The organism is Pelatocladus sp. (assembly GCF_059505505.1).
The window spans coordinates 14,631-38,422 of record NZ_JCACKS010000218.1 but is presented as its reverse complement, the minus strand read 5'-3'; the positions used below and the strand labels follow the sequence as shown (position 1 = coordinate 38,422).

General features: G+C 39.4%; 19 protein-coding genes. 16 read left to right on the top strand and 3 right to left on the bottom strand.

Annotation, left to right across the window (positions count from 1 at the left end):
• Positions 1–59 precede the first annotated feature (59 nt).
• From AC5JMK_RS19665 to AC5JMK_RS19600, 14 genes are all read left to right on the top strand, one after another.
• Positions 60–1,463 carry a hypothetical protein gene (locus AC5JMK_RS19665; RefSeq protein ID WP_096676849.1) on the top strand — a complete coding sequence of 468 codons (1,404 nt, stop codon included), beginning with the start codon at positions 60–62 and terminating at the stop codon, positions 1,461–1,463.
• A 185-nt stretch (positions 1,464–1,648) separates the two neighbouring features.
• Positions 1,649–2,107 (top strand): ribosome maturation factor RimP, encoded by a 459-nt coding sequence (rimP, locus tag AC5JMK_RS19660; RefSeq protein WP_096676850.1) that lies wholly within the window; start codon positions 1,649–1,651, stop codon positions 2,105–2,107.
• Positions 2,108–2,299: 192 nt separating this feature from the next.
• A complete protein-coding gene (gene nusA, locus AC5JMK_RS19655; RefSeq protein ID WP_096676851.1) occupies positions 2,300–3,652 on the top strand; it encodes a transcription termination factor NusA in 1,353 nt (450 codons plus the stop codon).
• Between the two features lie 167 nt (positions 3,653–3,819).
• A complete protein-coding gene (locus AC5JMK_RS19650) occupies positions 3,820–4,083 on the top strand; it encodes a YlxR family protein (protein ID WP_096676852.1) in 264 nt (87 codons plus the stop codon).
• A gap of 432 nt (positions 4,084–4,515) precedes the next feature.
• Positions 4,516–7,659 carry a translation initiation factor IF-2 gene (infB, locus tag AC5JMK_RS19645; protein WP_096676853.1) on the top strand — a complete coding sequence of 1,048 codons (3,144 nt, stop codon included), beginning with the start codon at positions 4,516–4,518 and terminating at the stop codon, positions 7,657–7,659.
• 627 nt (positions 7,660–8,286) lie between these two features.
• Positions 8,287–8,484, top strand: coding sequence for a hypothetical protein (locus AC5JMK_RS19640; RefSeq protein ID WP_495910854.1), 198 nt, complete (start codon positions 8,287–8,289; stop codon positions 8,482–8,484).
• Between the two features lie 352 nt (positions 8,485–8,836).
• Positions 8,837–9,601: a foldase protein PrsA gene (locus tag AC5JMK_RS19635; protein ID WP_096676855.1), complete on the top strand. Its 765-nt coding sequence runs from the start codon at positions 8,837–8,839 to the stop codon at positions 9,599–9,601.
• Positions 9,602–10,679: 1,078 nt separating this feature from the next.
• Positions 10,680–13,772: a peptidase domain-containing ABC transporter gene (locus AC5JMK_RS19630; RefSeq protein ID WP_096679087.1), complete on the top strand. Its 3,093-nt coding sequence runs from the start codon at positions 10,680–10,682 to the stop codon at positions 13,770–13,772.
• A 140-nt stretch (positions 13,773–13,912) separates the two neighbouring features.
• Positions 13,913–15,445 carry a beta-barrel domain-containing protein gene (locus tag AC5JMK_RS19625; RefSeq protein ID WP_096676856.1) on the top strand — a complete coding sequence of 511 codons (1,533 nt, stop codon included), beginning with the start codon at positions 13,913–13,915 and terminating at the stop codon, positions 15,443–15,445.
• 53 nt (positions 15,446–15,498) lie between these two features.
• Entirely contained in the window at positions 15,499–16,263 is a 765-nt protein-coding gene (locus AC5JMK_RS19620) for a peptidylprolyl isomerase (RefSeq protein WP_096676857.1), read from the top strand.
• A 414-nt stretch (positions 16,264–16,677) separates the two neighbouring features.
• Positions 16,678–16,839, top strand: a complete 162-nt coding sequence (locus AC5JMK_RS19615; RefSeq protein WP_495910853.1) for a hypothetical protein — start codon at positions 16,678–16,680, stop codon at positions 16,837–16,839.
• A 165-nt stretch (positions 16,840–17,004) separates the two neighbouring features.
• Entirely contained in the window at positions 17,005–17,181 is a 177-nt protein-coding gene (locus tag AC5JMK_RS19610) for a hypothetical protein (RefSeq protein ID WP_495910852.1), read from the top strand.
• A 165-nt stretch (positions 17,182–17,346) separates the two neighbouring features.
• A complete protein-coding gene (locus tag AC5JMK_RS19605) occupies positions 17,347–17,523 on the top strand; it encodes a hypothetical protein (RefSeq protein WP_495910852.1) in 177 nt (58 codons plus the stop codon).
• Positions 17,524–17,969: 446 nt separating this feature from the next.
• A complete protein-coding gene (locus tag AC5JMK_RS19600) occupies positions 17,970–18,359 on the top strand; it encodes a hypothetical protein (RefSeq protein ID WP_495910851.1) in 390 nt (129 codons plus the stop codon).
• A 350-nt stretch (positions 18,360–18,709) separates the two neighbouring features.
• On the opposite strand, the gene AC5JMK_RS19595 is transcribed toward AC5JMK_RS19600, so the two are convergent.
• Positions 18,710–18,901 (bottom strand): hypothetical protein, encoded by a 192-nt coding sequence (locus AC5JMK_RS19595; RefSeq protein WP_096676858.1) that lies wholly within the window; start codon positions 18,899–18,901, stop codon positions 18,710–18,712.
• Positions 18,902–18,942: 41 nt separating this feature from the next.
• Complete coding sequence (locus AC5JMK_RS19590; protein ID WP_096679091.1) at positions 18,943–19,491, bottom strand: L,D-transpeptidase; 549 nt, start codon at positions 19,489–19,491, stop codon at positions 18,943–18,945.
• A 520-nt stretch (positions 19,492–20,011) separates the two neighbouring features.
• Between AC5JMK_RS19590 and AC5JMK_RS19585 the strand changes: the two genes are divergently transcribed.
• Entirely contained in the window at positions 20,012–20,605 is a 594-nt protein-coding gene (locus tag AC5JMK_RS19585) for a DUF1802 family protein (protein WP_096679093.1), read from the top strand.
• A gap of 638 nt (positions 20,606–21,243) precedes the next feature.
• Complete coding sequence (locus AC5JMK_RS19580) at positions 21,244–21,483, top strand: hypothetical protein (RefSeq protein WP_096679095.1); 240 nt, start codon at positions 21,244–21,246, stop codon at positions 21,481–21,483.
• 246 nt (positions 21,484–21,729) lie between these two features.
• On the opposite strand, the gene AC5JMK_RS19575 is transcribed toward AC5JMK_RS19580, so the two are convergent.
• Positions 21,730–23,787, bottom strand: a complete 2,058-nt coding sequence (locus tag AC5JMK_RS19575; RefSeq protein WP_096676859.1) for a GAF domain-containing sensor histidine kinase — start codon at positions 23,785–23,787, stop codon at positions 21,730–21,732.
• Between the last annotated feature and the right edge of the window lie 5 nt (positions 23,788–23,792).

The window sequence follows — 23,792 nt, the reverse complement described above, 5'->3', positions numbered from 1 at the left end:
TTGTTTTCTATCACTCACTAACCACTAACTCCTAACCATTTAAAATCTTTACAGCTATAATGTCTTATTCAAAATCTCTAAAGAATTACAAACTCTGGTTTGAACGAGTAATGGCAATCATTGCCACTATTAATTTATGCTTAGTCTTATTTAATTTAAGTTATATTTCTTGGCGTGATAGGTATTTACAGTATGCACCACGAATTGTGATTGCCTATGATCCACTCAAAGGTATTGAACCTCATAGAGAAACGGAAAAATATCTCGACACAATCGATGAACTGAAAAATCAGGTCAGTAAAACTGGTTTACAGTCACTGGAGGTAAAAAATAAGCTAGCTGATTTACGCCGTCTGAGTGTTGAAATGATAGGAAATAATCCTTTTGCTTCAGCTAATAAAAGTGGCACATTGGAAAAAATTAAAAATAAAATGCGTACTCACCTCAAACAAGAATCTGCCAAAATAGCTTTTGAGATTTTTTGGAGTCAGGAGTATTTATTGCAAAATGGCTGGACAAAAGAAATCATGTTTTTTAATCAGCAAGTAAGACCTTTAATTGCTACAAATTACTATCGAAGCATTGGAGAAAATGGTGAATATTTTGATTATTTTTGGCTAATTGATTTACCTTTTGTCTGGATATTTGCTGTCGAATTACTCCTTCGTAGTTATTATATTAAACGCCGCTATCCACGTTTCAGTTGGTTAAATGCGATTTTGTGGCGCTGGTATGACTTATTTTTACTAATACCGTTTTGGCGCTGGTTAAGAGTCATACCTGTGATGATTCGTCTTGATCAAGCAGAAATATTAAATTTGCAACCGATTAGACAGCAGATGCATTTAGGAGTTGTATCAAATTTTGCCGAAGATCTTACTGAAATAGTTGTAGTTAGAGTTATTAACCAGGTACAAGGTTCTATTCATCGGGGCGAATTATTTAGTTGGTTTTTGCAAAAAGAGAATTTGCGTCCTTATATCGACATAAATAATGTCAATGAAGTGGAAGCGATCGCTGCTATTTTGGTACAAACTATCGTCTACCAAGTTTTGCCTACAATTCAACCAGAACTAGTGGCTATCTTACATCACAACCTAGAAAATGCATTAAATAATTCCCCTGTCTACCGCAACCTGCAAAACTTACCTGGAGTGGCAAAAATACAAACACAATTGAGTGAACAATTAGCAACTCAAATCACCACTAATTTATACAATGCTCTAGTTAGTACCGTGGAAGATCCTGTTGCAGCAAAACTCTCTAGTCAATTATTACAACGCTTTCGTGAAGCTTTAGGAGAGCAAATACAACAAAAACATATACTCTCAGAACTACAAGGCTTACTTGTAGACTTTTTAGAGGAAATCAAGCTGAATTATGTTGAACGCCTATCACAAGAGGATTTTAATAAAATTTTGGAGCAAACTACACGGTTAAAAAACGGGCAGGAAAATAAATAACAATTGACAATTGGCAATTGACAATTGACTCTTGACTAAATAAATATTTGTTGCTTCTCGCCCTGAAAAAAATACGCTACACTCAGAAAGAGGCGAATCAACTTTGATTCGTCCAAAGACTTCTTGGAAGATATCCCTATCGCAGGAAGTGGGTAAGTACCCACTTTTTTTGTTGGAATTGTCGCATGACTCATCCTTTAGTCCCACAAATTATTGATTTAGCCATACCAGTAGCACAAGAACTGGAATTAGAGATTGTTGGAGTCGTTTTTCACACAAACCAACGTCCACCAGTTTTGCGGGTGGACATTCGCAATCCACACCAAGATACTGGGTTGGATGATTGCGAACGGATGAGCCGCGCTTTAGAAGCGACTCTAGATGCAACAGAAGTTATTCCAGATACCTATGTTTTGGAAGTATCCAGTCCTGGTATCTCCCGACAATTAACAACAGACAGAGAATTTAATTCCTTCAAAGGATTTCCCGTCATAGTTTCCACTTTCCCGCCCTATGAGGGACAGCAAGAGTGGACTGGCCAATTAATTCGGCGGGATGAAACATCTGTTTACTTAAATCAAAAAGGTCGGGCGATCGCAATTCCCCTCACTCAGATTACTAAAGTACAGTTGGATGAACGTTGATCACACAAGGGGAAAGGGATAAGGGGAAAAGGGGATTGGTAATCGGGTATCGGGAGAAGACAACCAAAAGGGGAGACAAGGAAGAGACTTCTTCAATCATTCTTCCTTCTCCCCTTAGTTCTACTTCCCCAATCCCCAGTCTCTAGTCCCCAGTCCCTAATCCCTCATTATTTAAGGAGATTGCTTATGTCAATGGTTAGTTTACCTGGTTTAAAAGAGTTAATAGAAAGTATAAGTAGAGAGCGTAATTTACCTAGAGTCGCGGTGCAATCAGCCATTAGAGAGGCACTATTAAAAGGTTACGAACGTTATCGTCGTGCTCAAAATTTAGACAAAAAACAATTTGATGAAGATTATTTTGAAAACTTTGATGTCCAACTAGATGCAGAAGAAGAAGGTTTTCGCGTCGTTGCTACCAAAACTATAGTTGAAGAAGTTAGCAATACTGACCATGAAATTGCCTTGCAACAAGTTCAAGACATGGGAGGTGAAGAAGCACAATTGGGTCAAGAAGTAGTATTAGATGTTACCCCAGATCAAGGCGAATTTGGGCGGATGGCAGCAATGCAAACCAAACAAGTCTTGGCGCAAAAATTGCGGGATCAACAACGGCAATTAATCCAAGAAGAGTTTCAAGATTTAGAAAGTACAGTTCTACAAGCCAGAGTTTTACGGTTTGAGCGTCAGTCAGTAATCTTGGCTGTGAGCAGTGGTTTTGGTCAGCCTGAAGTAGAAGCGGAATTACCCAAACGTGAACAACTTCCTAATGACAATTATCGTATTGGTGCGACATTCAAAGTCTATTTAAAAAAAGTTTCTCAAGGTCAACAACGCGGACCACAACTATTAGTATCTAGAGCGGATGCTGGTTTGGTAGTTTACTTATTTGCCAACGAAGTTCCGGAAATAGAAGATGAAGTCGTACGCATTGTAGCCGTGGCCAGGGAAGCTAACCCCCCATCCCGTCATGTCGGGCCTCGGACTAAAATTGCTGTAGATACCCTAGACCGGGATGTAGATCCAGTAGGCGCTTGTATTGGCGCACGGGGATCACGGATTCAAGTAGTAGTCAACGAGTTGCGAGGTGAAAAAATCGATGTCATTCGCTGGTCTCCAGACCCTGCTACCTATATTGCTAATGCTTTGAGTCCAGCACGAGTAGATGAAGTGCGCCTTATGGACCCAGAAACCAGGCAAACTCATGTCCTGGTGGCAGAAGATCAACTCAGTTTAGCAATTGGTAAAGAAGGACAAAACGTCCGCTTGGCAGCTCGTCTGACTGGCTGGAAAATAGATATCAAAGACAAAGCTAAGTATGATCATGGAGCAGAAGATGCTAAATTTGCTGCTGCCAGAGCGAAATATGCCGCAGAATTGAATGAAATAGAAGAGGAGGAATTTGAAGAAGAGGAATTTGAAGACGAAAATCAACCACAGTTAAAAGTAAAAGATGATTTAAACAATAAAATCGAACAGGATATTGAAGAGGACGAGGACATTGACGACGAACTCGAAGACGAACTTTACGATCCCGATGAAGAATAGTTAAAACATTAACTAGCCCTGATATTAAGGTGTGCATCAAAATATCGATGAAACAAAAAATAGATATTTGGGATCGGATAATAGGTAATAAGTAACAGGTAAATAGGTAATGTAAGTATTATTTTGTCTAGACCTTCTACTTCCTGCCTCCTGCCTGATTCAAAATGATGAAACCAAACTATCGACGTTGTATTAGTTGTCGCAAAGTGGGTATAAAAAATGAGTTTTGGCGGATTGTCCGCGTCTTTCCTTCTAGACAGGTACAATTAGATGAGGGCATGGGGCGTTCTGCCTACATTTGCCCTAATATGAGTTGTCTAAGTGCAGCTCAGAAAAAAAACAGGTTAGGGCGATCGCTACATGCATCAGTGCCAGAAACACTGTATAAGACATTGTTGCAGCGTTTAGCCCAAAGCAATCTCCAAAATTAAATCGAGCTTAATCGCTTTGGCGGTAATTACCTGAAAAATTGTGTCGGCAGCCGTACCTAAAGGCTATCGCTACATTTTCAGCTAGGCTTGAATTTAGTGCCAAAATAGTAGTAGGGTGTCTGGCAAATCGCTCTTCAATATCCAAAAGGGGCGAGACAACACTCCAAACAAGACTTACGCTTAATGTGTTGTGGAAGACTCAGAATCAGCAAAACAAAAACAAAAAAAATTGCAATCTGGTAGCGCCCACGCGCAGTCCGGCGTCAACCATCGTTTTAGGTGGGGATGCCAGCCTTAAACCGATACATCTCTCTTTCCTGATTGGAGGCACCGGCAACAAAACGGCAACCTAAAAACAGTAATCAAAGGATGGAGATGTCGCTTTTGTCTGGCATCCATCCGCTAAAACTGTAAATTAAAGGGGAAGAGTGGATGAACAACGGCAAAGTTAGAATCTACGAATTATCAAAGGAATTGAATTTGGATAACAAAGAGCTATTAGCAATTTGCGACCAGCTCAATATTGCGGTCAAAAGTCATAGCAGCACGATCACAGAATCCGAAGCAGAACGCATTCGTTCTCAAGCGGAAAAACTGGCGGCTACGCACCAGATGCCAAAAAAAGAGCATCATGGTGCATTTAGTCATAAGCCCAATACAACACAAATACCATCTCACCATCGACCAGCTGCATCTCAAAAACAAGAATTGTTAGAAATTCGCAAACCACAACCACCCAAAAACAAATCTGGCAACGCCTTTGAGGCGTCAGCTGCTACCAATACTGAAATTGCTTCTTCTGAAGTTAACCCGCTCTCACCCCCCAGACCCTTCGCCACACCAGTCTCATCCATGAAGCCGACGGCACCTATTCGACCTATTTCCCGAAATCAGTCTGAGGCAATGCCAGAAACTGCTGTGACCAACGCAGATAAAACGCCTAAGCCCAACAACCACCAGCCCACAGAAAAAATGGCAGAGGAAAAACCAGAACTAACTTCCCCTGCACCAAGTAAATTAAAACCAGAAAGGCCTCAAAAACCACAACTGGTTTCCCCACCCACAAGACCTGCTGCGGACAAATCAGAATTAACGCCCCAGGCTCATCAAGCAGAAAAACCGATCCTCAAGCGCGATCGCGACCAGACTCGTGAGCCAGTTAAGGGTAAGGGTAAACCACAGCCTGCCACAAACGCAGAAGCGAAAGACACTACCCAACAGCCACCTAGACCTGCACGTCCAGTTGCAGGACGAGCCTCGTCGGAGCAAAAAGGTAATAGAGGTGCCTCTGTCATAGGAGAATCTCCAAGACCCAAGCCTCCAACACGTCCAATACCAGCACCAGCAGCAGTAGGACCACAAAAACCTGGGCTAGCACCAGTAAAATCACAGGTAGGACAAGAGGAAGAAACAACAGACGAGGAAGAAACTCCCGAAATTGTTGAACTTAAGCGTCCCACTCCTCCACGCCAACCAAAAATTGGTAAAAAGTGGCAAGAAGAAGAAATTGACGAAGCCAAAGAAGCTAACAAGGCTAAAACTGGCGTTAAAGGTAAACGTGTCAAGCCTATTGTTGATGAAGAGGACTTTGAAGAAGATTTCCTCGATGATGAAGATGCAGAGCTTGCTGCTGCTGCTGTTGCAATCAGTAATGCGATCGTACGTCCGCCCAAACCGAAGACGGGCAAACCAGCACAGACTAGTGCGGTTGCAGCTGCTCCTAAACCAACCAAAAAACCAGCAACTGCGGCAGTTCGTGACCAACAACGTCGCCCACAGGAGCAAAAGCGCGATCGCCCTGAAACACTAGTTGTCACAGGCACAATGACTGTCCAAGAGTTGGCTGATGCCTTAGTAGTTGCTGACACAGAAATTGTGAAGATTCTGTTCCTCAAAGGCATGGCGGTGAGTATCACTCAAAGTCTGGATATTCCCACAATTACTTTAATCGCCAACGAACTAGGCACAGAAGTCGAAACCCAAGAACCAGAAGCCGAAGCCCGTAAAGTCACAGAAATGATCGACGTGGCAGATTTGGAAAACCTGCACCGACGCCCACCAGTAGTGACAATCATGGGTCACGTAGACCACGGTAAAACCACCTTGCTCGATTCAATTCGCAATACCAAGGTAGCATCTGGAGAAGCGGGTGGTATTACGCAACACATCGGTGCTTACCACGTAGACGTAGAACATGGCGGCAAAGTCCAGCAAGTAGTATTTTTAGATACACCTGGTCACGAAGCCTTTACAGCCATGCGGGCGCGAGGAGCAAGAGTTACAGACATTGCCATTTTAGTTGTGGCAGCTGATGATGGTGTCCGTCCCCAAACGATTGAAGCCATTAGCCACGCCAAAGCCGCAGAAGTGCCTATTGTTGTGGCAATTAATAAAATCGACAAAGAAGGCGCTCAACCAGACCGAGTTAAGCAAGAGTTAACTAATTATGGTCTGACTTCAGAGGAATGGGGCGGCGACACAATTATGGTTCCTGTGAGTGCAATCAAAGGTGAAAATCTCGATACCCTACTTGAGATGATCCTGTTGGTCGCAGAAGTAGAAGAACTGTCTGCTAACCCAGATCGTTCTGCGAAGGGAACCGTAATTGAAGCTCACTTAGACAAAGCCAAAGGTGCTGTTGCAACTCTGCTCGTACAGAATGGTACATTGCGAGTAGGCGATATCCTCGTGGCTGGCTCGGTATTTGGTAAAGTCCGAGCAATGATCGATGATCGAGGTAGAAAGGTTGAAGCCGCTACTCCTTCTTTTGCTGTTGAGGTACTTGGTTTAAGTGATGTGCCAGCAGCAGGAGATGAGTTTGAGGTCTTCCACATTGAAAAAGAAGCACGATCACTAGCGAGCGATCGCGCCGAGAAACAGCGTCAATCCCGTCTCATGCAAGGTCGCGTCACCCTGGCTGCGATTTCTGCTCAGGCTCAAGAAGGCGAGTTGAAAGAACTCAACTTGATCCTCAAGGGAGACGTCCAAGGCTCAGTCGAAGCAATTGTGGGATCGCTCAGGCAAATTCCACAAAACGAAGTCCAAATCCGCTTGCTGTTAGCTTCTGCGGGAGAAATTACCCAGACAGACATTGACCTAGCTGCTGCGAGTGGAGCCGTGATCATTGGCTTCAACACCACCTACGCAAGTGGTGCTAGACAAGCTGCTGATGAAGCTGGCGTAGATGTACGAGAATACAACATCATCTACAAACTCCTAGAAGACATCCAAGGTGCTTTGGAAGGTCTATTAGAGCCAGAGTTAGTGGAAGAACCCCTGGGTCAAGCAGAAGTACGTGCTGTCTTCCCTGTTGGTCGCGGAGCTGTTGCTGGTTGTTATGTTCAATCTGGCAAACTACTTCGCAACTGCAAGCTGCGAGTACGTCGTGGTAGTAAAGTTGTCTACGAAGGCATTCTGGATTCGCTCAAGCGTATGAAAGAAGATACTCGCGAGGTCAACCCAGGGTTTGAGTGCGGTGTCGGCGTTGATAAATATAGTGACTGGGCGGAAGGCGACATTATTGAAGCCTACCAGATGGTGACTAAGCGTCGTACCCTCTCGGCTGCGGCGAGATAAAACTGTGGCTAGCAAGAGAGGAAGTAGACACTTCGTATCTAGGCTAAACACCGGACATGGAAAGTTTTTTACAAACTCTCCATGTCAACCCATATCTAGCAAATCTCTCTCTGGCTTGATGAGCTTTCGGCAAGCCAGAATTATATTAATATTTACTCTCATATTAGTAAATTTTCTAAGTCTGTAGCTTTATATTGTAAAACGTTAAGACTTATGAAAGGCTATTTAAAATGCGTCTGACTTGAAACCCATAGTTTTTTCTTAATTAGGTTTTACTCCCAAATCCTAAACTGTTCCCTGTTAAGAGTTTCCAATCCCCAGTCCCCGTTCCCTTTTGAAAAACTCCAGTTCTCAACTTGGACGAGGTTTAGTTGTTTTAATCAAAATAATTTTCTTCAGCAAATTACCGTAAGCATCGCATCGCTTTTAGTCACAAATGAAACAGAATTTAATGCCATAGAAGTATTAGCTTTAATAATATGTTTGGCAAGGTTTCACAATTGCGGGGTGTAGTCAATTTAGATATAACATTGGTTCTGTTTATCCCTATTTTCAACATAGGTGTACAAAAATCAAGGATGTGTGGATAAGTCTATTAATTAAGCTAAAACTAAGGACAAAAAACCTATGTCACCAATTCAAACTTCTAGCGATCGCCATTTTTCTGATGAAACTCAAATTTGGAATCATTTAAAGAGTGCGATCGCAGCTAGTTCTGGTTTCCAGCGCTGGTTGTTGGAACGCGATATTCAATTCCAAAAACTCAGCCTTGAACAACAGATACAGCGCTATTTACGAGAAACTTTAGAAAATTTAGCTTACTAAAATACACTCGCTGCTTGTGGTTTCCTTTGATAGCAAAATTGTCTAGAGATGTTGCAGCCGCTCAAGTAGTCGCAATACGTGGACTTGCAGCCGTAGGGCATACGGTCAAGATGCTTGCTGTAGGCGGAAGCCTTCCCGAAGGGTGGGTAAATTCATTTTCTACCCCGCGAAGCAAGAATCCCCCGGCTTCTAGCCGTGGGGAGTGTCAAACCCGTTCGAGTGACGCTCACGGCGAAAGCTTTACAATTGTTAGTGTAATCTCAGCATAGATTCTTCAGGGCAACTAAAAGCCCACACTATAACCGTTTCGGGTCAGTGTGGGTGATTTACATTGTGCCTTATATACAATACTATGAAAGACATTTCTCAAAAAGGTATAAATTCTGAGGAAATTATCAACTACCTCAAAAGTGAAATGACTTTGAGGCAAGTATGTCAAAAAATCTTATATCAAAGAATTATAGACAATGCAGCCCAAGAGAGGGGCATAATTGTTACTACAGAAGAAATTGAAATTGAGGCAGATCGTCAACGTCGTGAACAGCGTTTAGAAAAAGCTGTTGATACATTGACCTGGTTAGCAGAGCAATTTGTTAGTCCCTATGATTGGGAGGTTGGAATTCGCAATCAACTGCTAGCACTAAAAGTAGCACAAACACTCTTTGATAAAGAGGTAAAAAAGTTTTTTAACCAAAATCGACAAGAATTTGAGCAAGTCATTCTTTATCAAATGATAGTGACGTCCGAAAAACTTGCTCAAGAACTTTATTATCAAATTGAAGAGGGCGAAATTAGTTTATATGATGCGGCTCACATTTATGACATTGATGATAACCGTAGACATAAATGTGGTTATGAAGGGACAATTTATCGTTGGGCTATCCAAGCAAATATAGGTGAGCTTGTATTTAGTACTCCTCCCAAACAATTAATTGGTCCATTAAAAAGTGAACAAGGCTACCATCTTCTTATGGTCGAACAATTTATTATAGCAGAATTAACACCTCAAAGGCATGAAGAAATTCTCCAGAATATGTTTCAACAATGGCTGAATAGTGAAGTGCAGTATTTGTTAAATTCTGATGGAATTTATATAGATACATTAGAGATGCATTAGAGATACAAACCAGATATAAAATAGATACAAAAATATATTTTTAACACGTTATATTTTTTGAATACAATAATTTTAATTCTTAGCCATATAAACACCGATATTTAATGGGTTTTATCACACAAAAAGACGTCATATCGAAAACTTATGAGGCTTGGAGATAATTAAATGGACAAAAAAAGGGAGAAAATCTTTAAAATTAATAATCAGGTAAGCTTTACTCGCTAAGAGTTTTATTTTTAAGCTCTAATATGTTTTATTGTCTCTTTTTCAATTAATTAAATTGATAGTCATACACAACAATTATTCTTAAAGAGTTGATAAAGGAATCATGAAACAGTAAGCAAATATTGTAAAACTAAGTAAAATATATTGAAAAGCTTTTGAGATATATACAGAATAATTAAAGATAGCAAATACTGTATAGCTTGAAAAACTCATACTCTTGGACAAAATTAAATTTTTATAAACTTTGTGTGTTCGGTTTTACTAAAAAGGATTATTTATGAGCCAATTCAGTCTTTTGATAGATTACTAGGAAAGTATTAAAACACAAAAATAGGGATTGCAATGGTCTTATGATTATTAAAATAATAATCAATTTGTTGACCAAAACATAAGGGGAATTATCTTTCTACCTACTGATAGCGCTTAGATAGCCTTTACTTCTACACAAGAGATAGACTCTTATGATAATTGAGTAAACCTCAATGCAGAAGCATCATTATCAATATTGCTTGTTGCTGTCATAAATCATTTGTCATTCATAGAATATTCATTTCCAAATGGCTAATGATAAATGATCTGAAAACTCCAACTGAAAGACATTATTTCGGCTTGATTCAAATTTAATTCAAGCTTTGCATTACTGTAGAAAATTACCGTAGAAAGTAAGCTGATATCTTGTATCAAGCGACAAGAAGCCACACGCCAGCGCTATTAGTCCACCACACATTGGATGTGGCGGACTACTAAGTGCAAAATCTGAGCTAACTCTTTTGTGTAGCGATGAAGATTTAACAAAAATAATTTTAAAAACAGCTGCGGCGGATTCGTGTATTTGATTCCTGGAGGTGAGCGGGTGTTATCTGTGTTTTCTGAGCAAGAACTAGTGACTCAACAACTCACTGTAACTTTCGGTGAGACGCTCTCAAAAAAGGAGTTAGACGACTATTTGGCGGCAGTGGAAATTATAGAACCACCACCGACACAGCAGTTTTGGCAAGCCACAGAAACTCAAGCAGGAATTTATATTGTCATTGCAGGCAAAGTTAGACTGCTAGATAGTTGTGATAACTTGATTGCTACTCTGACAAAAGGAGGAACATTTGGTGAAATCACTCTATTTCCCACAGCACAATTCCAGCCATATGCAGCTAGAGCTTCCCATCGCTTAAAACTTTGCTATCTCAAAGATGAGGAAATGCAGAGATTGATGCATAACTCTGCTCAAATCCGCGATCGCCTTTATCAAAAAGCAGAAATTTGGGATCTGTTGCTTGGTTATAGCCAAAACTCATCACAGCATCAGATATCTGTGCCAGAAATGTTCAAAGTTTTATCTCTATGTGAACGGCGCAGTCTGGAAATTGGTTCTCTACCTATCGAACTATACCAAGATAAGCAACTATGGCTACTCTATCGAGGAAAACTGCTTCATACTGATGGTCAAAGACTAACTCAGGGAGATATTTGTGTTCCAAAGACGCAAACTCACTGGCAGGTAGCTGCACCTACAATTATCTACAGTCTCAAACGTTCTCAGTGGCAAACAGCATTGCAATACTGGCCACAACTAGGGAATATTGATGGTTTTGATTCAACACAAATTGTCATTGACGAGAAGGAAACACCACCAGTCAACAAACCTGAACGTTACAGAAAAATTATTCCTTTTCCCGTACCAGAAACATCTACAAAACAACCAAAACAGCTAAAACAACTAAAACCAGAGCGAACAAAACTACGCCCTTATTTTCCCAGTCCGAAGGTGCAAATCGGGCATTGGTGGGGACGCCTTACCTGTCGCTATCCCTTTTATGCTCAACAAAGTGCTTCTGACTGTGGTGCTGCTTGCTTGGTAATGATTGGTAGCTATTGGGGTAAGCACTTTAGTGTTAATCGTCTGCGGGATATGACCAACGTCAGCCGTAGTGGGGCATCTTTACGCGCTATTGCTGCAACTGCTGAAAGCCTTGGTTTTGTTACCCGGCCTGTGAAAGCCAGTTTTGATAAATTGGCAGAACAAGCTTTACCTGGAATTATTCATTGGGAAGGTAAGCACTTTATCGTTGTCTATGAAATAACGAAAAAGCATGTGGTTGTGGGTGATCCTGCGATCGGTCAACGCACTCTCACCCCCAAGGAATTTGAAACGGGTTGGACTGGTTATGCATTGTTGCTACAACCCACAGTTCTACTTAAAGATGCCAAAAATAACACTGCTAGCCTTTGGAAGTTTTTTGACTTAGTCAAACCTCACCATAAGGTACTGCTAGAAATATTCTTTGCCTCAGTCTTAATTCAGTTATTTGGATTAGTAACACCAGTTTTCACCCAGTTACTATTAGACCGGGTGTTAGTACAACGCAGTTTTACCACCTTAAATGCTATTGCTTTAGGGATGATCATTTTTGGTTTGTTCCGAGTGATCATGAATGGAGTGCGGCAATATTTGCTGGATCACACTGCCAACCGCGTTAGTGTTGCCTTACTAGTAGGATTTATCAAACATACTTTCAGTTTACCTCTCTCGTATTTTGAGTCTCGTTATGTTGGGGACATAGTCTCCCGCGTCCAAGAAAATGAAAAAATTCAACGCTTCTTGACTGGACAGACATTGTCTATCTTGCTGGATTTGCTGACATTGGTAATTTATCTAGGCATGATGTTCTGGTATAGCTGGCGCATGGCATTGTTTGTATTGTTCACTGTACCGCCATTTTTTATCTTGGCGCTGGCTAGCACTAGTATTTTACGCCGCATTTCCAGAGAGATTTTTAATGCTGGGGCAGAAGAAAATAGCTATCTAATCGAGTCCTTGACAGGGATTCGCACTGTTCGTTCATTGTCTATAGAACAGACAGTGCGCTGGCGTTGGGAAGAGCTACTGAATAAATTGATTAAAAAAGCCTTTAATGCTCAGATCATCAGCAACCGCCTCACTGTCATTACTGGTGTAATTGAAACCTTCGTGAATACCTCCTTACTCTGGTATGGAGCATCGTTAGTTATTAATCAAGAACTAACGATTGGGCAGTTGGTTGCTTTCAACATGCTAGTAGGTTATGTGATCAGTCCTTTTCAAAGGCTGTCACTGCTATGGAATCAATTACAGGAAATTGTTATTTCCACCGAACGTATCAATGATGTTCTAGAGGCAGAACCAGAAGAAGATTTACAACATAAACCCCGTCAATCTTTGGGTAGTCTTCGTGGTCATATTAATTTTCAAAATGTTACCTTTCGCTACCACCCAGAAAGTGATACCAACGTCTTAGAAAATATCAACTTTGAAATTCAACCAGAGCAAATGATCGCTGTGGTTGGACGTAGTGGTTCTGGGAAAACCACACTCAGCAAATTGATTTTGGGTTTATATCCACCGAGTGATGGCAAAGTATTCATTGATGGTCAAGATGTCAATAATATTTCCCTGCGATCGCTCCGTTCTCAAGTTGGTGTAGTAGACCAAGATTCCTTCCTTTTTGGTGGTACTATTCGCGAAAATATTGCCATAGCTCATCCAGATGCTTCTTTGGAACAAATCATCCAAGCAGCACAAATGGCGGGAGCAGATGAATTTATCCAGCAACTACCACTAGGTTATGAAACCCAAATCGGTGAAGGTGGTGGAATGCTCTCCGGTGGACAACGCCAACGTCTAGCGATCGCTCGTGCTTTACTAGGAAATCCCCGCTTGTTGCTTTTGGATGAAGCCACCAGTCATCTAGATGCTGAATCAGAACGCATTATTCAAAATAATCTCAAAACCATTCTCAAAGAACGCACAAGTGTGATCATTGCCCATCGTCTTTCTACTGTCCGTAACGCTGACTTAATTCTGGTTCTAGATCGTGGCTTATTGGTAGAAAGCGGAACCCATGACAAACTCATCGCCAAAAAAGGTCACTACTATTACCTAAATCAACAACAGTTATCTCAAACAGGTTAATTATTGGTTGTTGCTCATTGACAAGTCAATAGTTAGTTTTCTTTTTTCTCCATTGTCTTCCTTGTCCCCCGTGTCCTCCTTGTCTCCCGTGTCCTCCGTGTCTCTCGTGTTCCCCTTACCTTATCCATGAGCAAGGAACTATGCCATATCCACATGCGAACTCTTCATCTGCACTGGTCAACGAACCAGATAATAAACAAAGCTACCCACAGACTCAGGAATTTACTCAGCCAAAGGAACATATCAAAGATTGGCATTATGCCACTGAAGAGTTACTAGATGCCTTACCGAGAGTTTGGACTCGTAGTGTTCTTTATGCACTTATAGGTTTTACAGTTCTTGCCTTACCTTGGTCAGTGCTTACCAAGGTAGATGAGACTGGTAACGCCAGAGGACGTATAGAACCTAAAGGTTCAACCCAGAAACTAGATGCACTGTCAAGCGGGAGTGTGAAGGCTGTCCAAGTTAAGGAAGGTGACACTGTTCAAGCTGGGCAAGTTCTGCTGGAACTTGAATCTGATATCTTGCAAACGGAACTCCAACAAGCTCAAGAAAAACTGACTGGATTGCTCAATCAGCGATCGCAGTTTGATCTACTCAAAAACCAACTCCAGTTGACGCTTGGAGTTCAGGAGCAACAAAACAAATCTCAAGCATTAGAAAAAATATCCCAAGTCAACCAAGCAAAACAGGAACTGGATGCCAAACAGAGTACCTACAACTTACAAAAGTTAGAAAAACAGTCATCACTCAACCAAGCACAGGAACAAATTTCTACGAGTCATAATGACCTGAAATCGGCTGAAGAACGTTTGAAGCTAGATTCCAGAATAGTTCATCGCTTTAGTAAATTGTTACAGGATGGTGCGGTATCCATAACTCAAATTGACCAACTCAAAAAAGAGCAACAGCAAAGCAAGCAAATGTATGAAAAGGCTCAATCTGATGTTAAACAAGCTCAATTGCGCTTGGCGGGGGAACAGAGCCGTTATCAAGCAACAGTCAATCAGTTGGAGTCTGATATAGAGAAAGCAAAACTGCAATTACAAGGGGAGCAAAGCAATTATCAAAGCTTATTACAAGCTGGTAAATTGGCGATTCTCAAAAATCAGCAACAATTCAAAGACTTGCAAACACAAATCACTAGCTTAGAATCTCAAATTGCTCAAATCAAAAGCCAAATGGCATCTTTAAAGCTTCAGTTACAGCAACGAATAGTGCGATCGCCTGTTAATGGTGTAGTTTTTGAGTTGCCAGTCACAAAGCCAGGAGCAGTAGTACAACTTGGTCAAAGAGTAGCCCAAATTGCGCCTAAAAATACGCCTTTCATCCTGAAAGCTCAGATGCCTAGTCAACAAAGTGGCTTCTTGAAAGTAGGAATGCCAGTCAAAATCAAGTTAGATGCCTATCCTTTCCAACAGTATGGTATTGCCCAAGGCAAAGTTACTTGGATATCTCCCGACTCGAAAGTTAGTCAAACACCCCAAGGAAAACTAGAAAGCTTTGATTTAGACATCGCTTTAGATCAGCAATATCTCCAAAATGGCAACCAACGTATTCCGTTGAATCCTGGTCAGACAGCAACCGCAGAAGTTGTTATTCGTCAACGACGGGTGATTGACTTTGTCTTAGATCCATTCCAGCGACTGCAAAAAGATGGCTTGAAGCTTTAGCAATTAGTTGCTGGTCTTTCCAAAAAATCAGATTACTCACAAGGGATTGCATCATGGCTAAAAATCTCACTGTGACTTCTTCAGACATCATTCGCAACATCAAACTTTCTTGCCACATTCCTATAGTTGTGGAGGCGATCGCATCTGAAAAAATCATTGCTGAAGCAGCTAAAGAAGCTGGTATTCAAATCGAGAAAGCAGAACTTCAAGAAGAAGGAGACAAGCTGCGCCTAGAGAAGAAACTCATCAAAGCAAAAGATACTTGGGAATGGCTCAAAAAACATCATCTATCTTTAGATGAGTTTGAAGAATTAATCTACAATCAAGTCCTCTCTAATAAATTGGCAGATTATTTATTTGCAGATCATGTCGAAAAGTTCTTTTACCAAAATCAACTTGAGTATCTAGCTGCTGTTACCTACGAAATCATCCTTGAAGATAGAGATTTAGCTTTGGAATTGTTTTATGAACTAGAAGAAGGTGAAACCAGTTTTTCAGAAATCGCCCGTCAATATATCCAAGTACCAGAATTACGTCGTGCTGGTGGATATCAAGGAATTCGACGCCGCAAAGAATTTCGCCCAGAAATTGCAGCTGCCGTGTTTGCGGCAACTCCACCTCAAATTATCAAACCAATTACAACTCCTAAAGGAGTATATTTAATTTGGGTTGAGGAAATAATTCAACCCAAATTAAATGACCAATTATATAAACAAATAATTTTTGAATTGTTCTCTGATTGGTTAAAACAACAAATCGAAAGCATGGAAATAGTGATTGAATTAGATACAACTATCAATCAACTTAACATCATTTAATCAAATTAGAAAATAACTGATTCTTTTTTCAAAGAAGTAAATTAATTGTTTCACAAACACTCTTGCATGGTGAAGTTGGGTCGTTTTTTTTTGCAAATAAACATGTTTCAAATAAATATATATGAAAAATAAAAATTAACATTTCTTCAAAATAAATCTAAAAGTTTGATAGAGACAATAAAAATACTTTTATTGTCTAAAATTGCATACAACAATGCTTGTTTCTTTGCATAGAAATAATATATTGATATGGCAAGCCTGTAGATCATATATTAGTTTTTTAAATAAAAAAATATTCAAATAACTCTTGTATTTTTATGGCGATGAGATAAATTAAAAATAGTTAGCAATACAAATTAGATTGGTTGCTAAACTAAAAGCAAGAAAGAATTAATCAATTCTCAGGTGAAATCTATGATTATTTCTGATCTGAATCAAATTGAATCTGTTGAATCTAGTCAAGTAATTGGTGGGGGCTGCTGTTGTTACAAGAAGTATGACAAGTGTGACGACGACAGCGCTACTGCTGTTGCTGTTGCTATTGCTGCGGCTAAAAGTGGTGGTTGGGGCTACTAAATTTTGAATAATGTAACCAATAAAAAATAAGTTGGTTACTCGTAGGATATCTGATTATTCAAAGTTTAATTAATCACTATCGGTGATGCTAAATCGTAGATCAGTACTTTTCAGATATCCTTGAAATCACAGCAATTACCATTAATTAATTCCCAGGAGAAACTCATGATTATTTCTGATCTGAATCACATCGAATCTGTTGAATCTAATCAAGTCGTTGGTGGTTGTGGTCATCGCTACTATGGCGGATATGGCAAGAAGTATGACGGATATGGTGGTGACAATGCTACTGCTGTTGCTGTTGCTATTGCTGCGGCCAATAGCGATGGTTGGGGCTACTAAGTTTTGAATAATGTAACCAATAAAAAATAAGTTGGTTACTCAGAGGATGTCTGATTAGTCAAACTTTCATTAATCACCATTGGTGATGATAAATCGCAATCCAGTACTTTTCAGATATCCTTGAAATCACAGCAATTACCATTAATTAATTCCCAGGAGAAACTCATGATTATTTCTGATCTGAATCACATCGAATCTGTTGAATCTAATCAAGTCGTTGGTGGTTGTGGTCATCGCTACTATGGCGGATATGGCAAGAAGTATGACGGATATGGTGGTGACAATGCTACTGCTGTTGCTGTTGCTATTGCTGCGGCCAATAGCGATGGTTGGGGCTATTAAGTCATGAAAAATGTAACCAATAAAAAATAAATTGGTTATTCACAGGATGTCTGATTAGTCAAACTTCCATTAATCACCATTAGTGATGATAAATCGCAACCCAGTACTTTTCAGACATCCTTGAAATCACAGCAATTACCATTAATTAATTCCCAGGAGAAACTCATGATTATTTCTGACCTACAGCACATCGAATCTGTTGAATCTAATCAAATTATTGGTGGTTACCACAAAAAAGGCAAATACAGAGATAAAGGCAAATATAAGTATTACAAACACTATAATAGTTACAAGGACTGATTACTAGCACACTTATGTAGTATTAGGATGCGAAATCTCCAAACCCTTGTTACCAGGTTCAACCTGGTAAAGAGAATAATAGTCTTTGGTTCTTGCTGAGAATAGTGCAAGTTATCAGTAGGTGTGGAGTCAGCAACCCCGCTCTTTTGACATGGGACATCAAGTCCACTGGTTGGGGAACTCGTGATATTTTCAGTGAAGTACATTATCTTGCAAACAAGGATGAAATTATGAGTGGATTAAAAATTGATGACCTAAGTTTTTGTGAAATTGAGGTTTATAATGATCTGAAAGTTCAGGGTGGTTTATTTCCAAATCAGCTTTTTAAAGGCATTTCAAATATTTTTGGAGACGATTTAGCTGAGTTTGATAAGCATCCAGGAGAATATTCTTTGGAAAAGGAGACAACAGATAAATTCGGAATCAAGCATAAAATTTCAGCAAAGAAAACTGAAAATAGCAAAGTTATAACTAGTACATCAAACAATACTAAGGGTGGTGCAGAGTATTTTGGAAGTATATTGTCGGTAATGTAAGTAATTTAATCAGTACCTAAAAGTGACACAATTTTTTTGTAATCGGATAGGCGATTGAGTATAGGCATAGCAAAGCTTTGTTATGCCTATATTTAATTTTGTTGTAATAAATATTCTACTGAAGCTATTAAATATGTAATTGAAAGTAATTAAAAATTAATCCCTTGTTTTTTATAAAACAAGGGATTAGCAAAAAGATTAGATGATTTAAATCCCAATTACTAAAAATCAAATAATTTTCTAATACTTGTTACAGATGATGCCTAAATTAAAAATGTGACTTATAGAATTGGATACACCATCTTTATCAGAAACTATGATAACTCTTATTTCTCCTGCAAAACTAGTTGTTAAATGTTTTCCATGATAGAGTCTTGTAAAGTTTTTATAGAAGGTGATATCTCCAGTAGTTTTTCATCAGCTTTTTCTAATCCAGACGTATCATTTGGATTGAAACTAGTGTAACTATAAAATGATGAACCACCCATTATAGCGTTGGTTAATTCTACTAATTCGTCAAATTTTAAATCAGCAATAATCATGTTTTTGTCTCAAAATATATTTATTTTTCTGCCTGTTCAACCTATGGCACTACAGTTATTGGTGTTCCTATACTTACCTGATCAAATAATTCTTGAACATCCTTGTTATACATACGAATACAACCATGAGAAGCTGCTTTCCCAACTGATTCAGCATCAGGAGTCCCATGAAAACCAATCCAATTTGTACCATTTGTCCAAAATCCAATCCAGTAACGACCAAGAGGATTTTTTGGACTTCCTCCTGGGATAGATTCGCCTGTAAAAGGATGCATCCAAGCTGGATTTTTTGTCATCTTGAGTACTTGAAAATGACCAATTGGAGTTTCCCAACCTGGACGACCAACTGCAATAGGATAAGACTTGATTTGAATTTTACCTCGATAGAGGATTACTTGGCGTCGGCTAATAACAATCTTTAAGTTAATAGGCTGCTCTATAGAATTTGCTGAAGTTTTTGCTTCACTATGAGAGTATGGTGTGCTAAGAGATGGAACTTCTGTGAAAATATTTAGCACAACACTGGTACTAGCAATCACAACAACACTAGCAAGCTTTGAACACAAACTTTTATTGTTGTTTACGCTCATTTTTTTGTTCCAGCTAAAAGATATTAGTTGCAAATAAGTTTGCGGATTTTTGAACAAATCATTACAATATTTGGGGAAATCCAAAAAAATATTCAATTCATGCATCTAATACAATTTCTTTTTTTGTCTCCCTTATATCTTCCCTGCAACGCCAATATTTCTTATTTGGAATTCCCTGATATGGAAGTAATTATGTCAGCCAGAAGTATTTACTAGATGTGGAAGTTTATTATTAATATTTATCTGTATTTATTGGTTTATCGTCTGCCTCAAGGTTAGTGTCAGATTACATTATGCTGTGATCAAAAAAACAGATTTAATGTTGCATATATCTAATAAATAAAAACTTGTATCCTCCGATTCAAGGTAAAGTAGCTGAGTATGGGAAGAATGGGAATGTGCAAGTCGCAGCTATGTCTTTTGTTCATTCATATAAATATTTCTAAAATTCATTTCCACAGAGAGTGAGATAGTGTATTGATCTTGGCGTCAAATAAAATCAGAGTTAAAGTAGATGTTTATGGTGACTACAACTTTTCACGCACTCAAAGAATGGGCAATTACCGTCAATGCTTTAGAAGCAGGGAAAACAATCATGCTGCTTCGCAAAGGCGGTATTCACGAACGTAATGGACGCTTTCAAGTAGTCCATGACGAGATTTTGCTTTACCCAACTTACGAACATCAACAACCTTTTCTACTGAAGCCTGAGTATGCTAACCTTGTTTATCCCGTAACACCTGGTTGGCATCCAGAGACAATACGCATCGGTAGCTGGGCAAAAATTACCGATATTTTTCCAGTTTGCGATGAATCAATAGTCAATGCTTTGCTTCCCTTTCATATTTGGAACGAGCATTTTATTAGCGATCGCCTGAAGTGGAAAGCGCGTCAGCCATTATTTATTTTGCTATTGCGGACATACAATCTATCGCAAGTTCGAGAAATCCCTTATCTACCTGAGTATGGTGGTTGTAAGTCATGGATTGATTTGGATGAAACAATTCATATACAAGATGCAAAACCAGCTTTGTCAGATTCTACTTACTATCAGTTAGTAGCGGAAATTCGTGATATTGTTGGTGACAAGTTTTATGTCTCTGCCTTTGAATAAGTCATTTAGGCTAACGCACAGAACCGTCGCTAATATAAATTCGGTTCTTCAGTACAGTTAATGTTCCCTGTTAATAGTTTCCTTTCCCTACTCAGTACACTTTCTATTCCCCGTACCCCGTACCCCGTACCCCGTTCCTTATTTTCTCTGTTTACTCATAAATTCATAAATCAAACCAGATTCCTATATTTAGTGTTAATTTGAATATTATTGTTGCTTTGAAAAAACTAGAACGCTAACCAGATATTGTGGCGTTAGCAGTTCATGTTAAATCATTTAGACGCAAAAGCACAGATTCCCAATTACTGTAAATAAAATTGGTGAATCTGGTTAAAAAATAATAGTACAGCTACGTGAGTTCACTTAAAAAACTTTGAGAAACAAAAAACCGTATTTGTCGATACACCAGTTTTGTTTTACAGCACTTAACATTAGTGGAACACAAGTGTTGTTTATTGCTATCTGATATTCATGAAGGTGCGTAATTTCTACTCAGACTCAAGAAAGAATTGTATGAGTATACGCATCTGGAAAACTAGCCAAAAAACTACCCCAATGGGTTGATGTTAGGCTTGACAAAAGTCTGTCATTATGCATCTAAAGATAAAAATACAAAGGAGTTTACTATGCAGCAAAGAATGTGCTGGCTATCTACCTCTGGTGAGAATGAGATTAAAATTTTGCATTTGCAAACTGCACCTCATCAACCATGGCGTCCTTACACAGCTTTCCCTCAATATGTAGTACCAGATTATAAAATCCCTGGCGGTTCTAGAGGTTGGGCAACTTATCAGAAACTTTTAAAAGCAGGTTGGACTTTAGTGCCTACTGCATTAGCCAACGAGTTTTCTGTATCCAAGGCTCCCGTTGAGCTTTAATTTGTAGTTTATAGATTTATAATTCTTTCGTATAGGCTTTGACTAAATAATCAATCCCCCTTGTTGATATTCAACAAGGCAAACTTGCTGGATATGAGGGCAAGGGAAAAAAATGGTTAGTCTTAGGAGTGTAACGAAACAGATTCCAAGCATGTCTGCACCAAAAGCAGATTTTAAACATTTGGGATGCTCCCTATCCAAAATCCATAGATACGATCGCGGCTTCAAGAAAGAGTAATCTAAAATCTAAAATCTCATGACCGACTCTGGTTGAACTGGTATCCAAACTGTAAAAATTGAACCAACACCGACGCTAGATTCTACTTCAATTCGACCCCGATGTAGTTCTACAAGTTGTTTGGTTAATGCCAAACCGAGTCCCGTACCTTCGTAACGGCGACGGTAGGGGGTATCTAGTTGATGAAATTTTTCAAACAGCAGTGGTAACTGTTCTTGAGGAATACCGATACCAGTATCTTCCACTTGAAATACAGCCGTGTCATATTCCATCCACAGGCGTAAAGTTACATTTCCACCTTCAGGCGTAAATTTGATCGCATTACTTAAAAGATTCCATAAGATTTGTTCTACTCTTCTGACATCAGCAGTAAAATTATCGCCTTTTTGATCGACAAGTAACTCTAGTCTCAAGCTAACTTGCTGGCTGGTAGCTTTTTCCAATAACGATGCAACTATATTTTCTGATACCTTGACCAAAGAAAATTCTGTAATATTTAAAACAGCTTTACCTGCTTCAATCTGGGATAAATCCAGAATGTCATTAATCATTTCTAATAGATGTTCACCGCTATCGTGGATAGTTTGCAGATATTCCCGTTGGCGTTGATTTAAATCTCCAAAAGACCAACGTAGTAAAGTTGCTGACATACCAATTACGTAGGTCAAAGGAGTCAGTAATTCATGGCTAATGGTAGCAAGAAATTCACTGCGGAGGCGACTAGCAGCCTCCGCAGCAACTAAAGCGTCATGTAGTGCTACAGTACGTTCAACTACTCTTTGTTCTAGAGTTTGTTTTTCTTGAGTAAGCGATCGCATTAACTCAGCTTGATGAATTGCGATCGCTAATTGTTCAGCAACAGAAGTTAAAAGACTTTTTTCATTTTCATTCCAATTGTGTGGTGTATTGCACTGATGAGCAATTAATAGCCCCCAAAGTTGATCTTCAAATACAATTGGAGCGATGAACTTTGAGCGGACTTTGATATTTCTTAAAAAATTTAATAAACACTCTTCTAAAGCATAAGTTTTTTCGATATCATCGACAGCGACAGTAAATCCCTGGCGATACTTTTCCCACCATGGAGAGTTAGGTACAAAGCAGTATTCTTCTCTATAGTTCAATACAGAAGGAATAGTCTCGTCAATCCGGGATTCATAAATGACGCAACTCGCAGATTGCCCTAAATTTAGTGAAGATGAAAAATCTGAAGCGTGATTTTTTTCCTCACTAAAATTTGGAATTCCGAAACCAAAATTTCTACCATTCAATGATGGATAATTTACTTGTGTAGGCTTTGACTGGCGGACATAGGTTAAGGAATTTTCTGGAGAAAATAGCCCAGAAGGCAAATTATTATTATTTACATTCTCAAGATCGTTGTAAAGCTGTGCGACTTGTGGATAAACTAGCTTGCAAATTACTAGACGATCTAATTCTAAAAACTTTCGCACTTGCTCAATTGCTGTCACCATAATTACCGACAAGTCTAGACTTTGGCGAGTCCGAGTAGTAATCTGATTCAACAGGCGCTCTTGAGCAAGTTGTTTGTTAAGAGCATCTTCCACTGGCTGACAAACAGAAGCAACAGGAGTTGTTGAGGCTTGTGATTGTGTTACTTCCTGATTTAGCTGTGGCAGGAAAAAATCTAACAATAATAGCGTAAACTGACTTTGGAGTTTGACATCATTAGGAGCAAGCAGTTGACAAACAGAATCAATTTTTTGATGTTGCGGAGAATTATGTACAAATAAATCTCTGATGCTTGTCAGGAAAGAGGCGATCGCTTCACAACTAAATGTAAACTTGACATCCAACTGTTCCCCAAAATCTCCTTTTTGCTCTGGAAAACCCACCATCAAAGCACTAAAACCCTTAGAAATGACAACTGTAAATCTTTGCGTCTGCCATTCTTCAGGTATAGTAATCCGCTTCAGCACAGCTTCTGTTAGAACCACAAACTCACCTTCTACTGCTTGAGCCATTTGCTCTAACAATTCGCCAAGCTGATTAAATATATCTAAAGGCAAGGTGCGAGAAAAGCTCAAATCAGGGGAAATCAGCATGTTCC